The organism is Oceanicella sp. SM1341, assembly GCF_003448965.1.
Classification (GTDB): domain Bacteria; phylum Pseudomonadota; class Alphaproteobacteria; order Rhodobacterales; family Rhodobacteraceae; genus Paroceanicella.
Map to the genome: position 1 here is coordinate 1 of NZ_QRGC01000001.1, position 13,609 is coordinate 13,609.

A 13,609-nucleotide genomic window follows, 5' to 3' on the forward strand; every position below is an offset into this window, starting at 1 on the left:
CTGCTCTGGATCGCGGGGGCGCAGCTCGCGGGCAGCCGCGGGCCCGGGGGCGCGCCGTTGGGGCGGCGGGAGCGCGCAGGGCGGGCGTCCGCGCTCCGCCCCGCCTGCGCGGCTGTTCGTGGGGCGGGCGGTCAGCCGCGGCTGTTGCGGTGGGAATCCTCGATCACCGGGTCGGGGTCGTCGGGCAGCAGGATGCGCTGCGCGTCGCCCTCGATGTCGCGGTACTGGCCGGAGCGCAGGGTCCACAGGAAGGCGCCGAGGCCGCAGAGGCCCAGGAAGAGCGAGATCGGGATGAGCAGGGCGAGAATGGTCATGAGGCGGGGCCGTCCCTGCGCCCGGGGCGCAGGGCATTGAGGGTGACGAGGACCGAGGAGCCCGACATGGCGAGCGCCGCGATGAGCGGGTTCACCAGGCCGAGGGCCGCGAGGGGCACGGCGATGACGTTGTAGACCGCGGCGAGGCCGAAGTTCTCCAGCGCGCGGCGCCGGGCGAGGCGCGACTGGGCGTGGCTCAGCAGCACCGGGGCCAGCCGGTCCTCGGGGAAGACGAAATCCGCGGCCACGCGGGCGATGTCGCTGCCCGAGGCGGGGGAGAGCGAGACATGGGCGGCGGCGAGGGCGGGGGCGTCGTTCAGCCCGTCGCCCACCATCGCGACGCGCCGGCCCTCGGCCGCGAGGGCGTGCAGGGCGGCGAGCTTTTCGGCCGGGGTGAGGCGGGCCTGCCACTCGGCGATGCCGGTGGCACCGGCCGCATGGGCCACGGCCTCCGGCGCGTCGCCCGAGAGCAGGAGCACGCGCAGGCCGCGGGCCTGGAGCCCGGCCACGGTGGCGGCGGCGTCGGGCTTGGGGTTGTCGGCGAAGCGGAACACCCGCGGCGCGCCGAGCCCGGTGAGCCAGACCTCGGTGCCCGCGCCGCCGTGCACGCCGCACCACTCGGCCCTCCCGAGCCGCACCCGCGCCTCCCCGATGCGCGCCTCCACCCCCTGGCCGGGGATCTCGGCAAGGCCGGCGGCCTCGGGCAGTGCCGCGCCGGCGGCCGCATCGCGCAGGCCCGCGTGGCCGGCGATGGCGCGCGAGAAGGGATGGCGGCTCGCCTCGGCGAGCAGGCGCGCGGCGGCGGCCTGATCGGGCGTGAGCCCGGGCGGCAGGGTGACCTCGGGGCGCCCGGTGGTGAGCGTGCCGGTCTTGTCGAACACCACGGTGTCGACCTCGGCCAGCCGCTCGAGCGCCGAGCCGTCCTTCACGTAGACCGCGGCGCGGAACAGCCGCCCGCTCACCACCGCCTGCACCGCCGGCACGGCGAGGCCGAGCGCGCAGGGGCAGGTGACGATGAGCACCGCGGCCGCGATCATCACCGCCTCGCGCAGCGGCAGGCCGGTGGCGAGCCAGAAGGCGAACACCAGCGCCGCGGCGATGTGCACGGCCGGCGCGTAGATGCGCGCGGCACGGTCCGCCAGCCGGGTGTAGCGGTTGCGCCCGGCCTCGGCGGCGGCGACCATGCGGGTGATCTCGGCGATCAGCGTCGCCTCGCCGGTGGCGCGCACCTCCACGGTGAGCGCGTCGGCGAGGTTCATCATGCCGGCATGCACGGGCGTGCCGGGGCGCGCGGGCTCGGGCAGGCTCTCGCCGGTCACCATGGCGCGGTCGATCTCGCTCTCGCCGGCAAGCACCACGCCGTCGGCCGGCAGGGTCTCTCCGCGGGCGACGAGGATGCGGTCGCCCGGCCGCAGGTCTTCGACATGGACATGGGCGCGGCCCTCGGGCGTCACCAGAAGGGCGGTGCGGGCGGTGAGCGTGGCGAGCTGTGCCGCGGCCGAGCGCGCGGCGCGGCGGGTGTGATGGTCGAGCACCCGGCCCAGCAGCAGGAAGAAGGTGAGGCTGACGGAGGCGTCGAAATAGGCCTCCGCCCCGCCCTGGATGGTCTCCGACAGCGAGACCCCGGCGGCGAGCAGGATGGCGAGGCTGATCGGCACGTCCATGTTCAGGCGGCCGGCGCGCAGCGCGCGCAGGGCCGAGCGGTGGAAGGGCATGCCGGAGAAGATCACCACCGGCAGCGCGATCATCGCCGAGATCCAGTGCAGCAGGTCGCGCGTGGCGCCGTCCGCCCCGGACCAGATGGCGACCGAGAGCAGCATGATGTTCATCGCGGCGAAGCCGGCCACGCCGAGCCGGGCGGTGAGGTCGCGCCCGCGCGCGTCGGAGGCGATCTCGCCCATCGCGGCACTGTCGCAGGGGCGGGCGGAATAGCCCAGTTTCGCGAGGGCGGCGATGATGTCGTCGGCCGAGACGCGCCCGGGCTCGAAGCTCACCGCCAGCCGGTGCAGCGACAGGTTCAGCCGGGCCGAGGCGACGCCGGGCAGGCGGCCCAGCCCGCGCTCGATGGTGCCGATGCAGGCGGCGCAATGCGCCTCGGGCACCAGCAGGTCGAGCGCGAGGCGGCCCTTGCCGTCGGGCCGGGCGAGCCGGGCGGCGGCCGAGCTGCCGCCCGCCAGGTCCATCGCCGCCCCGGTGGGGCAGCAGGCGCCGGCAGGGGCGGGGCCGCTCTCGTAGTCGGTGGCGCTCATGACGGGTCTCCGGCGCGGGGCTCCTGCGCGAAGGGCACGGCCGGGGTGCCGGCCTCCGGCGCGGCCGGGCCGGGTGCCGGGGCAGCGCCGGGCTCGGGCAGCAACATGTCGCGCAGCCGGCGGGCGGCGCAGGGCGTGGCACAGGTGCAGGGCTTGTCGCTCATTCCCGTGCCTCCGGCACGAGTGCCGCAGGCCGCGCCTCCGGCACGAAAACCCGTGCCTCGCCCTGCCAGGTAGCTCCGCCCTCGCCGGCGAGGTGGAGGTTCACCCGCCACAGGCCCGGGGGCAGGTCGAAGCGGGCGCGATAGGCGCTGCCGTCGTCGAAGAACTCCAGCTCCCGCGCTCCCTGGTCGGTGGAGGGCCGGGCGGCATGGGCGGTGAGGGCGAGCCGGTGCACCGGGGCGCCGGCGGCATCGGTGATGCGCGCCACCACGCCGCCCGCGTCATGCTCCATGCTCACCGTCCAGCCCAGCGCCTCCTGCTCGGCGCGGTTGCGGTCGAACTCCTGGCTGGCGATGTAGGAATTCTCCACCACCAGCCCGGGGAAGGTGCCCGTGGCGAACGAGGCCATCAGCAGGTTCACCGCGATGATGATGCCGAAGCCTGCGACGAAGATGGCGAGAACCATGCGGCCCGTGAGCGGTCTGGTCATGCGTCTGGTCCCTTGAAGAAGCTCATGGTGCGGGCGCGGGCGGGGCTGTCCTCCTCCGCGACCCAGACTTCCATCGGCACGTCGCCGGTCAGTTCGGCGCCGGGCTGCGAGCTCACGAAGATGCGGATCTCGCGGATCTGGTCGGGGCCGACCTCGACGAGCGTGCCCTCTTCGCCCTGGATCTGCAAGTCCAGCGCCGCTTCCGAGACGAGGCCGAGCTCGTAGTTGCGCGCGTCGCCGTTTCGGTTTGCGATCTTGACCGTGTAGCCGTTGCGGATCGCGCCCGAGGACAGGGTGACGTAGAGCGGGTTGCGGTCATGCGCGACCGTGAGGTCGACCGAGCTGCGCACCATCAGCATCACCACCATCGCCACGCCGATGCCGGCCCAGAGCGCGGTGTAGAGCAGGGTGCGCGGCCGCACGATGCGGGTCCAGACCGGCGGCGTGGGCGCGCCCTTCGCCGCGGCCTCGTCATCGGCGAGGGTGACGTAGTCGATCAGCCCGCGCGGCTTGCCGATCCTGGCCATCACGTCGTCACAGGCGTCGATGCACAGCGCGCAGGTGATGCATTCGAGCTGCTGGCCGTTGCGGATGTCGATGCCCATCGGGCAGACGTTCACGCAGCCCATGCAGTCGATGCAATCGCCCGTGGTGCCCTCGTGCTTCTTGCCGCGCGGCTCGCCCCGCCACTCGCGGTAGCTCACGGTCAGGGTGTTCTCGTCCATCATCGCGGCCTGGATGCGCGGCCAGGGGCACATGTAGATGCAGATCTGCTCGCGCATGAAGCCGCCGAAGGTGAAGGTGGTGGCGGTGAGCAGGGCGATGGAGATGTAGGCCACCGGGTGCGCCGCCCCGGTCACGAGGTCGCGCGCCAGCGTGGGTGCATCGGCGAAGTAGAACACCCAGGCGCCGCCGGTGGCGAGGCCGATCAGCGCCCAGACCGTCCATTTCGTGAGGCGCAGCCGCGTCTTGCGCGCGTCCCATTTCTGCTTGAGCAGGCGGATGCGGGCGTTCCTGTCGCCCTCGATCCAGCGCTCCACGAGGATGAAGAGATCGGTCCAGACGGTCTGCGGGCAGGCATAGCCGCACCACACGCGCCCCAGCGCGGAGGTGAACAGGAACAGCCCGAGCCCCGCCATGATCAGCAGGCCGGCGACGTAGTAGAATTCCTGCGGCCAGATCTCGATCCAGAAGAAGTAGAACCGCCGGTTGGCGAGATCGACGAGCACCGCCTGGTCGGGCAGGTTCGGCCCCCGGTCCCAGCGGATCCAGGGGGTGATGTAGTAGATGCCCAGCGTGATCGCGAGGATCCACCACTTGAGATTGCGGAACCACCCGTGCACCCGACGCGGAAAGATCGGGATGCGGGCGGCGTAGAGAGGTTGGGGCTCGACACCCCCGTCGGGACCGTGACTCATCGGGACCTCCTGTGATGAGCGACGCCCCCTCGATAGCGGCTGCGCCGGGGCAATTCCTTGATCGAGGTCAACCATCGCGCGCGGCGGGGCTCTCGCCGGCTCGCGGATCCGTGCTAGGTTGTGACCAACCAAAGGGCGCCGTGCCCCCGAACGGACTGCGCCCGCCAGAGGGAGGTGCAGGCATGACGGACGGGCAGGGCAAGCGGCAGCGTGAGGAACAGGGCGCGGAGCGGGGCAGCACCGGCGTGTCGGGACCCGGCGCGGCGGAGCGGCCGGCCGAGGGTCCCTCCGGGCAGGGTGCGGGCCAGGTTCCGGCCGGCGACGGCGCGGGGGGCGGCAGTGTCGCCACCGGGCGCGGCGAGGGGCTGGGGCCGATCGAGGCCTGCCCGCCGGCCCGCCAGCCCTCGGCGCGGCGCGAGTTCACCGCCGCCGAGCTCGGCGCCATCGCCCATCTCTACCGGGCCGAGATCTACCGCTCCACCACCTGGCGCACCCGGCTCGACACCACCACCAACTGGTCGGTGGTCACGCTGGGCGTGGCGCTGTCGATCACCTTCGCCGCCCCCGAGGCCTCGCCGCTGCCGCTGGTGCTGGTGGGGGTGCTGATCCTGCTCTTCCTCGCGCTCGAGGCCCGGCGCTACCTCTACTTCAACGTCTGGCGGGCGCGGGCGCGCTGGATGGAGACGCATCTCTACGCCCCGATGCTGCATGACGGGAACCTGCATCTCGACGAGAACTGGCAGGAGGTGCTGGCGCAGGACTACTGGGCCCCCGGCTACCACATCAGCTTCATGACCGCCTTCGGCCGGCGCATCCGGCGCAACTACCTGTGGATCCTCGTCATCCAGTCGCTGGCCTTCGTGGGCAAGATCATGGTGCACCCCAAGCCGCTGGAAAGCGTGGACCAGCTGTGGGACCGCGCGGCGGTGGGCCCGATCCCGGGCGTGGTGATCATCGTGCTCGGGCTGCTCTACATCGGCTCCTGGTGCGGCATCGCCATCTGGTCGGCCAATGCCGACCGGCGGAAATTCGGCGACGAGCGCAGCCGCGGCTCGATGGGCTGAGCGGGGCTTCGGGGCGGCACTGTCGTCACCGGGCAGCGGAGCATCGCGGCGGACAGCAGGCACCAGCGGCCGCGCCGGGCGGACGCCGCCGGTGGGCCTGCACGCGGTGCTGGACAGGGGGGCCGGGCTGCGGGATGATCGCGCCTGCAGCTGCGCCGTCCCTCGGGCAGATGCAAAAAGGCCCGCCGGCGAGGTCCCGTTCGCCGGCGGGCCAGGTCCCCGGAGCCGGAAGGGGCCGGCTCCGGGTATGCCTTCGCGCTACTCGCCGCCGCCCAGCGAGTGGACGTAGAGTGCGACTTCCTTGATCTGCTCCTCCGTCAGGCGCGGGCTCCAGTTCGGCATCATGCCCGAGCGGCCGTTCACCACGGTCTCGGTGATGGTCGCGCGGTCGCCGCCGTAGAGCCAGATCGCGTCGGTGAGGTTCGGCGCGCCGAGTTCGCGCAGGCCGGTGCCGTCCTCGCCGTGGCAGGTGGCGCAGTTGTCGGCGAAGACCGTGGCGCCGGTCTCGGCCAGCTCGGGGTCATGATCCTGCCCGCTGAGCGAGAGCACGTGTTCCACCACCGCCGCGATGTCGGGGCGCTCCAGCAGCCCGTCGCGGCCGAAGGCCAGCATGTCGCCGATGCGGGTGTCGTCGTCATCGGGCGAGCGGATGCCGTGGGTGATGGTGGTCTGGATCGCGTCGAGGTCGCCGCCCCAGAGCCAGGCGTCGTCGAGCAGGTTGGGGTAGCCGGGATGGCCCTGCGCGCCCGCACCGTGGCACTGGGCGCAATAGGTGCGGAAGGTGGCCGCACCCGAGCCCATGGCGAAGCGGGCCAGCTCGGGGTCGTTCTGCACCTCCTGCAGGTCCATCGAGGCGATCTGCGCGCGGTAGACCTCGCGCGCCTGGTCGGCCGCGGTCATCTCCTCGGCCACCTCGATGCGCTGGTCATGGCCCAGCAGCCCCTGCGTGGCCTGGCTGATCAGCGGCCAGGCCGGGTAGGCGATGGCATAGACCAGCGCCCAGAAGATGGTGGCGTAGAAGGTCCACAGCCACCAGCGCGGCAGGGGGTTGTTGAGCTCGCGGATACCGTCCCACTCATGGCCGGTGGTCATCACGCCGGTCGGCTTGTCGAGTTCGGGGTCTTTGCCGGCCATGGTCAGTCTCCTTTCCCGGCGGGGAAATCGTCGTTGCGCAGCGGGATGTTCGCGACGTCCTCATGCACCTTGCGCGCGCCCGGGCGGAAGGCGAAGGCGACGGCCCCGACGAAGAAGCAGGTCATGAGCAGCAGGAACCAGCTGTCGGCGAAGTGGCGGAGGATGGTGTAGGTGTCCATCAGCGGGCCTCATCGACTTCGAAGGTTGAGAAATCGACCAGCGTGCCGAGCATCTGCAGGTAGGCCACGAGGGCGTCGAGCTCGGTGATCGGCTGCAGCCGGTCGAAGTTGCGCACCTGGGCGCCGGGGTAGCGCTCCAGCAGACCGTCCACGCCGTCGGAGTCCGGGTTCGCCTGGGCGCGCAGGTCGTTGGCGGCGGCGGTGATCATCTCGTCGGTGTAGGGCACCCCGGTCACCCGCAGGGCGGCGAGATCGCCCTCGATGGTCCGGTAGTCGAGATGGCGCTGCTCCAGCCAGGGGTAGGCGGGCATGATGCTCTCGGGCACCAGGCTGCGCGGGTCGCGCATGTGGTCGCGGTGCCAGTCGTCCGAGTAGCGGCCGCCGACGCGGGCGAGGTCGGGCCCCGTGCGCTTCGAGCCCCACTGGAAGGGGTGGTCGTACATGCTCTCGGCCGCGAGGCTGTAGTGGCCGTAGCGCTCCACCTCGTCGCGCATCGGGCGGATCATCTGGCTGTGGCAGAGGTAGCACCCCTCCCGCATGTAGATGTTGCGCCCGGCGAGCTCGAGCGGGGTGTAGGGCCGCATGCCCTCCACCTTCTCGATCACGTTCGAGATGTAGAACAGGGGCACGATCTCCACGATGCCGCCGATGGTCACCACCAGGAAGGAGAGGATCAGCAGCAGCGTGGCATTGCGCTCGATGAAGGCGTGCTTGCCGATGAACCACGAGTGGTGCGGCAGCTCGTTGGGGATCTTCTCCGGAAAGTCGGACACGGTGGCGACCTTCGGGTCCTCTTCCGGGCTCGGGATCTTGTCGTTGTCGTTCGTCATTGTCCTGTCCTCATTCCGCGGCGACGGTGGCGGCGGCGACGGGGCGCTGCGCGCGCACGGTCATCCACAGGTTCCACGCCATGATCACGCCGCCCGCGAGGTAGAGCACGCCGCCCAGTCCGCGGATCACGTAGTAGGGGTGCAGCACGGCCACGGTGTCGGCGAAGCTGTTCACCAGGAAGCCGAGGCTGTCATACTCGCGCCACATCAGGCCCTGGGTGATCCCCGACACCCACATCGAGGCCGCGTAGAGCACGATGCCGATGGTCGCGAGCCAGAAGTGCCAGCTCACCGCGCGCACCGAGTAGAGGCCCGGGCGGTTCCACAGCCGCGGCACGAGGAAGTAGAGCGCGCCGAAGGTGATGAGCCCGTTCCAGCCCAGCGCGCCCGAGTGCACGTGGCCGATGGTCCAGTCCGTGTAGTGGCTGAGCGAGTTCACCGCCTTGATCGACATCATCGGGCCCTCGAAGGTCGACATGCCGTAGAAGGCGATCGAGGCGACCATCATGCGGATGACCGGGTCGGTGCGCAGCTTGTCCCAGGCGCCCGAGAGGGTCATCAGCCCGTTGATCATCCCGCCCCAGCTCGGCATCCACAGCATGATCGAGAACACCATGCCCAGCGTCTGCGCCCATTCGGGCAGGGCGGTGTAGTGCAGATGGTGGGGGCCGGCCCAGATGTAGAGGAAGATCAGCGCCCAGAAGTGGATGATCGAGAGCTTGTAGCTGTAGACCGGCCGCTCGGCCTGCTTGGGCACGAAGTAGTACATCATGCCGAGGAAACCGGCGGTGAGGAAGAAGCCCACGGCGTTATGGCCGTACCACCACTGGGTGAGCGCGTCCTGCACGCCTGCGAAGAGCGAGTAGCTCTTCACCCCGAACACCGACACCGGGATGGCGAGGTTGTTCACGATGTGCAGCATGGCCACGGTGACGATGAACGACAGGTAGAACCAGTTCGCCACGTAGATATGCGGCTCCTTGCGCTTCAGGATCGTGCCGAGGAACACCGCGAGATAGGCCACCCAGACCACGGTGAGCCAGAGGTCGACGTACCATTCCGGCTCGGCGTATTCCTTCGCCTGGGTGACACCCAGCACGTAGCCGGTGGCGGCGAGCACGATGAAGAGCTGGTAGCCCCAGAACACGAACCAGGCGAGGTTGCCGCCCCAGAGCCGGGCGGCCGAGGTGCGCTGGACCACGTAGAACGAGGTGCAGATCAGCGCGTTGCCGCCGAAGGCGAAGATCACGGCGGAGGTGTGCAGCGGGCGCAGCCGGCCGAAGCTCGTCCAGGGCAGGTCGAGGTTCAGCGCCGGGAAGGCGAGCTGGAAGGCGATGTAGACGCCGGCCAGGAACCCCACGATCCCCCAGAAGGCCGTGGCGATGACCCCGGCGCGGATCACGTCGTCCATGTAGCCGGCGGGCGTGGCCGGCACCGGCTCGCCCACGCGGCGCAATTCGCGCAGGAACAACCCCAGCGCGACCGCCGCGACGATGATGCCGTGAACCGACATCGCCGTATCCGGTGTGAGATTCGCCGTCAGCGCGGCGAGGAAGCCTATGGCTCCCAGCACGATCAGTTTGGCCGCAGGCAACATGCGCCCCCTCCTCAAGATTCTTGCAGGACCATGCGAAGGGGTAGCGGCATCAGGCGGCTGCGGCCTTGATCTGCGTCAAGGGGCGGGCCGCGCAATTCGCCGTGAGCGGCGCGCGAGCGGCCGGGAGGGGAGAGGGGGGGAGTGGAGGCTCAGACGACGTCGTCGCCCGCCTCCGCGCTCAGCGCGTCGAGATCGGGGATCACGAGGTGGCGGGCATCGGTGAGGATGATGAGCCCGTCGCGCTTCAGCGCGCCGATCTGCCGGCTCACGGTCTCGATGGTGAGGCCGAGATAGTCGGCCATCGCCTCGCGGGTGAGGGGCAGGGCGATGTGCAGCCCGTCTGCCGATACCGGCGCGCGCGAGCGCCGGGCGGTGAGGGCGATGAAGCTCGCGATCTTCTCGCGCGCGGTCTTGCGGCCGAGCAGCACCATCCACTCGCGCGCGGCGTCGAGCTCGTCGAGGGTCATGTCGAGCAGGCGGCGGTTGAGCGCCGGGCTGTCGCCCAGCATCTTCTCGAAGCGCCGGCGGTCGAACTGGCACAGGGTGACCTGGCCCACGGCAATGGCGTCGTAGGGCGCGGTGTCGCGCGTGGCGCGGCCGAGAAAGTCGCCGGGAAACAGCAGGCCCACCATCTGCCTGCGCCCGTCGGGCATGAGGCGCGAGAGCGAGACGATGCCCTCGACAACCGAGCCGACATGGGCCGCGGCCTCGCCGGTGGACTGGATCTCCTCGCCCGGCAGGTAGGTGCGGTAGGACTTGATCGCCTCGAGCAGCGACAGCTCGCGCGTGGTCGAATAGCTGCAGACGGCCCGGTCGGCGATCGGGCAGGCTGCGCAGCGAATCACCGGCTTGCGCCCTTCCGGATTGGTTGAATGCAGTGTCATGCGTGAATGATCCCGGTTGAGTTGATCTGAGTCAAACACTCCATAATTTCACCGCCCTGCATCGGTGTCGCAGTCGTCTTGGCCGGCGCGCCTCCGGAAGGCCGCCACAGCGGGGTGCCTCTTGCATTGCCCGGCGCGGAGAGGCAATGAGAAAGGGCGCAACATCGGAGCCTCAATGTCCATACAGCGTCTATTTCACCAGAAACTGTCGCCTTTCTGCCGCAAGGTCCGCCTGGCACTGGCAGAGAAACGCATCGAGGTCGCCCTCGTGGAAGAGAAGTTCTGGGAGCGGCGCATCGACTTCCTGCGGCTCAACCCCGCGGGCCAGGTGCCGGTGCTGGAGATCGACGGGCTGGTGCTCTCCGATTCCACCGCGATCTGCGAGTATCTCGAGGAAACCCGCCCCGAGCCCGCGCTCCTGCCGCAGGGCGCCGCCGCCCGGGCCGAGGCCCGCCGCCTCGCCGCCTATTTCGACGACAAGTTCCACGGCGAGGTGACGGTGAACCTGCTGCACGAGCGGGTGACCAAGCGGCTGATGAAATCCGGCTATCCGGATTCGTCCAACATCAAGCTCGGCCTCTCCGCCATCCGCTACCACCTCGACTACATCGACTGGCTCTCCGACCACCGCCGCTGGCTGGCCGGCGACACGATGACCATCGCCGACCTCTCCGCCGCCGCCCAGCTCTCCTGCCTCGACTACGTGGGCGACGTGGACTGGAACCGCGTGCCCAACGCGAAGAACTGGTACGCGCGCATCAAGTCGCGCCCCAGCTTCCGCTCGCTGCTGGCCGACAGCCTGCCCGGCTTCCAGGTTCCCGCCCACTACGCGGACCTCGACTTTTGACCGAGGCGCTGGCCCGCGCCGTGAAGGCGCAGGCGAGCGAGACCGGCTTCTCCGCCTGCGCCATCACGCGGCCCGACGCCATCCCCCTCGCGGCCGGGCGGCTGGCGGCTTTCGTGGGGCAGGGGCGGCACGGCGACATGGGCTGGATGGCCGAGCGCATGGGCTGGCGCGGCGCGCCCGATGCGCTCTGGCCCGAGGCGCGCTCGGTCATCATGCTGGCCGAGAACTACGGGCCGGAGGAGGACCCCCTGCCGCTGCTGGAGCGGCGCGAGGGCGGGGTGATCTCGGTCTACGCCCGCGGGCGCGACTATCATGACGTGGTGAAGAAGCGGCTGAAGCGCCTCGGCCGCTGGCTGATCGAGCAGGCGGGCGGCGAGATCAAGGTGTTCGTCGACACCGCGCCGGTGATGGAAAAGCCGCTGGCGGCGGCCGCCGGGCTCGGCTGGCAGGGCAAGCACACCAACCTGGTGAGCCGCGATCTCGGCAGCTGGTTCTTCCTCGGCGCGGTCTTCACCACGCTCGATCTGCCCGCCGATTCGCCGGAGGCCGACCATTGCGGCTCCTGCCGGCGCTGCCTCGACATCTGCCCCACCGCGGCCTTCCCCGCGCCCTACCAACTCGACGCGCGGCGCTGCATCTCCTACCTCACCATCGAGCTCAGGGGCCCGGTGCCCGAGCCGATGCGCCCCGCCCTGGGCAACCGCATCTACGGCTGCGACGACTGCCTCGCCGTCTGCCCCTGGAACAAGTTCGCCGAAACCGCCTCCGAGGCGCGTTACGCCGCGCGCGAGGGCACGGTGGCGCCGCCGCTCGCCGAGCTCGCCGCCCTCGACGACGCGGCCTTCCGCGAGCGCTTCTCCGGCTCCCCCATCAAGCGCATCGGCCGCGACCGCTTCCTGCGCAACGTGCTCTACGCCATCGGGAATTCCGCCAGCCCGGCCCTTGCCGCCGCGGCCGCCCCGCATCTCGACGATCCCGACCCGGTGGTGCGCGACGCCGCCGGCTGGGCCCTGCACCGCCTGCGCGGAGGCTGAAGGCCGCGCGCCGGGCGCGGGGCCGGCCAGCGCGGAGCGGGTGGTGCCCCGGGCAAATGCGGAGGCCATCTGCACCCTCCACGCGACCGGGCGGTCTCATGGCCGCGTCTCGCGACACGGGTGCGCCTTTTGCCGGGCTGTGCCGACGCCCCGAGGGCAGGGCCGTTCTCCCATCCCGGAGCCTGGAGGTGCACCGGACCCGGCTGGCGCGGGCCGGGATGCGCTGACGCGATGGCAGAGGCGACCGGCGGCGCGCCCCACGCGACCGGGCGGTCTCATGGCCAGATCTCGCGACACGGGTGCCGTATGTCGGTCAGTTCCGGTGCCGCGAGGGCCGGGGGCCGCTCGCGCATGCAACATCATGAAGCCAGTCGGAAGCCGGCCAGCGCGGGCCGGGTGTCGGCCCCGACGAAGGCAGAGGCGGCGAAGCCGATGCGACCGACTGGTGTCATTGACAGGTCCCGCGACCCGAATGCGCCTTGCGCAGGGCCGCCCCGGTACCGCGGGGGCCGCTCGCGCGTTTCTGATCGTGAAGGCAAACTGGCCGGAACTGGCCGGCGCGGGCCGGGCGGTGCCCCGGCCGGCGGGGCGCGCCTTGCCGTGATTGCAACCGGGGGCGTGCTTCGCGCCATCGCCGGCGGCGTGGCGCGCTCCGGGCCTCAGTTGCCGCTCAGCCGCTGCATGTTGCGCTGCGCAAGCTTCGCGAGCTGGCTCTCGGGGTCGAGCTCGATGAGGCGGAACCAGACGTCCAGCGCCTCGGGCATGCGGCCGAGCACGGCGAGGCTCGCACCCTTCTCGAACAGCGCCTCCGGCAGGTCAGGCTGCAGCTCCAGCGCTGCCTCCGCGTCCTCCAGCCCGCCGGTGGGGTCTTCCGACTTGCGGCGCGCGGCGGCGCGCAGGGCGAGGATGTCGGCCCGGTTCGCGTCCTGCTTCAGGGCGCGGTCGAGGTCGGTCATCGCCGATTGCCAGAGGCCCAGCCGGCCCTGGGCCTCGGCGCGCAGCACCAGCGTGTCGGGGTCGCTTCCGGTGAGCTGGATGGTGCGGGTGAAGGTCTCCATCGCCAGCCGCGGCTGGTCCTCGTCGAGCCAGAGCCGGCCCGCGTCGCGCATCAGCCGCGCGCGGCTGGCGGCGGGCAGGCCGTTATTGCGGTCATCCGCGGTGGCGGTGAGCATCTGCGCGGCCGAGGTGCGCGCGCCGAGCGCGATCAGCGTCTCGGCGGTGCAGACCCGCGCCTCCGGCCCGCCGTCGAGCGTGAGCCATTGCGCTGCCTCCTCGCGCGCCATGGCCGGGTCCTCGGTGATGCGCGCCCGGCACTCGGCCATGGAGCGGATCTCGGCGGCAGCGCCCTGGCCGAGCAGGGAGAGGCACACAAGGGCGAGGGCGGAGACGGTCAGGGGTCGCATTCGG

The 13,609-nt window shown here is 71.2% G+C and carries 14 protein-coding genes; 3 read left to right on the forward strand and 11 right to left on the reverse strand.

The annotated features are described in order from the left end of the window. Positions 1-131 precede the first annotated feature (131 nt). Genes ccoS through ccoG form a run of 5 tightly spaced genes read right to left on the reverse strand, consistent with a single transcriptional unit; the run spans position 132 to position 4,633 of the window. Positions 132-314: a cbb3-type cytochrome oxidase assembly protein CcoS gene (gene ccoS, locus D3P35_RS00005; RefSeq protein ID WP_118132406.1), complete on the reverse strand. Its 183-nt coding sequence runs from the start codon at positions 312-314 to the stop codon at positions 132-134. Further along, complete coding sequence (locus tag D3P35_RS00010; RefSeq protein WP_118132407.1) at positions 311-2,563, reverse strand: heavy metal translocating P-type ATPase; 2,253 nt, start codon at positions 2,561-2,563, stop codon at positions 311-313. The genes ccoS and D3P35_RS00010 overlap by 4 nt, the downstream gene beginning before the upstream one ends. Beyond that, entirely contained in the window at positions 2,560-2,727 is a 168-nt protein-coding gene (locus D3P35_RS26010; protein ID WP_157981987.1) for a hypothetical protein, read from the reverse strand. Before D3P35_RS26010 ends, D3P35_RS00010 begins: the two co-directional genes overlap by 4 nt. After that, a complete protein-coding gene (locus D3P35_RS00015; RefSeq protein WP_118132408.1) occupies positions 2,724-3,215 on the reverse strand; it encodes a FixH family protein in 492 nt (163 codons plus the stop codon). The genes D3P35_RS26010 and D3P35_RS00015 overlap by 4 nt, the downstream gene beginning before the upstream one ends. Next, positions 3,212-4,633: a cytochrome c oxidase accessory protein CcoG gene (gene ccoG / locus D3P35_RS00020; RefSeq protein ID WP_118132409.1), complete on the reverse strand. Its 1,422-nt coding sequence runs from the start codon at positions 4,631-4,633 to the stop codon at positions 3,212-3,214. Before ccoG ends, D3P35_RS00015 begins: the two co-directional genes overlap by 4 nt. Before the next feature lie 182 nt (positions 4,634-4,815). Here ccoG and D3P35_RS00025 point away from each other — a divergent pair, with 182 nt between their 5' ends. Next, positions 4,816-5,697 (forward strand): DUF2270 domain-containing protein, encoded by an 882-nt coding sequence (locus tag D3P35_RS00025; protein WP_118132410.1) that lies wholly within the window; start codon positions 4,816-4,818, stop codon positions 5,695-5,697. 258 nt (positions 5,698-5,955) lie between these two features. Here D3P35_RS00025 and ccoP read toward each other — a convergent pair whose 3' ends face one another. The 5 genes from ccoP to fnrL all read right to left on the reverse strand — a co-directional run bounded on the left by ccoP (position 5,956) and on the right by fnrL (position 10,321). Beyond that, positions 5,956-6,831, reverse strand: a complete 876-nt coding sequence (ccoP, locus tag D3P35_RS00030) for a cytochrome-c oxidase, cbb3-type subunit III (protein WP_118132411.1) — start codon at positions 6,829-6,831, stop codon at positions 5,956-5,958. Between the two features lie 2 nt (positions 6,832-6,833). Further along, positions 6,834-7,010 carry a cbb3-type cytochrome c oxidase subunit 3 gene (locus D3P35_RS00035; RefSeq protein WP_118132412.1) on the reverse strand — a complete coding sequence of 59 codons (177 nt, stop codon included), beginning with the start codon at positions 7,008-7,010 and terminating at the stop codon, positions 6,834-6,836. Beyond that, positions 7,010-7,840, reverse strand: a complete 831-nt coding sequence (ccoO, locus tag D3P35_RS00040; RefSeq protein ID WP_118132413.1) for a cytochrome-c oxidase, cbb3-type subunit II — start codon at positions 7,838-7,840, stop codon at positions 7,010-7,012. The genes D3P35_RS00035 and ccoO overlap by 1 nt, the downstream gene beginning before the upstream one ends. A 10-nt stretch (positions 7,841-7,850) precedes the next feature. Beyond that, the gene (gene ccoN, locus D3P35_RS00045) at positions 7,851-9,437 is read right to left on the reverse strand and encodes a cytochrome-c oxidase, cbb3-type subunit I (RefSeq protein WP_118132414.1); all 1,587 of its coding nucleotides are present in this window, start codon (positions 9,435-9,437) and stop codon (positions 7,851-7,853) included. Positions 9,438-9,586: 149 nt separating this feature from the next. After that, positions 9,587-10,321 carry a transcriptional regulator FnrL gene (gene fnrL, locus D3P35_RS00050; protein ID WP_118132415.1) on the reverse strand — a complete coding sequence of 245 codons (735 nt, stop codon included), beginning with the start codon at positions 10,319-10,321 and terminating at the stop codon, positions 9,587-9,589. Between the two features lie 181 nt (positions 10,322-10,502). Between fnrL and D3P35_RS00055 the strand changes: the two genes are divergently transcribed. Continuing rightward, the gene (locus tag D3P35_RS00055; RefSeq protein ID WP_118132767.1) at positions 10,503-11,168 is read left to right on the forward strand and encodes a glutathione S-transferase family protein; all 666 of its coding nucleotides are present in this window, start codon (positions 10,503-10,505) and stop codon (positions 11,166-11,168) included. Between the two features lie 8 nt (positions 11,169-11,176). Further along, on the forward strand, positions 11,177-12,202 hold the full coding sequence (gene queG, locus D3P35_RS00060) for a tRNA epoxyqueuosine(34) reductase QueG (protein WP_370029852.1): 1,026 nt from the start codon (positions 11,177-11,179) through the stop codon (positions 12,200-12,202). Positions 12,203-12,861: 659 nt separating this feature from the next. Here queG and D3P35_RS00065 read toward each other — a convergent pair. Next, positions 12,862-13,605, reverse strand: coding sequence for a tetratricopeptide repeat protein (locus D3P35_RS00065; RefSeq protein ID WP_118132417.1), 744 nt, complete (start codon positions 13,603-13,605; stop codon positions 12,862-12,864). Positions 13,606-13,609 lie beyond the last annotated feature (4 nt).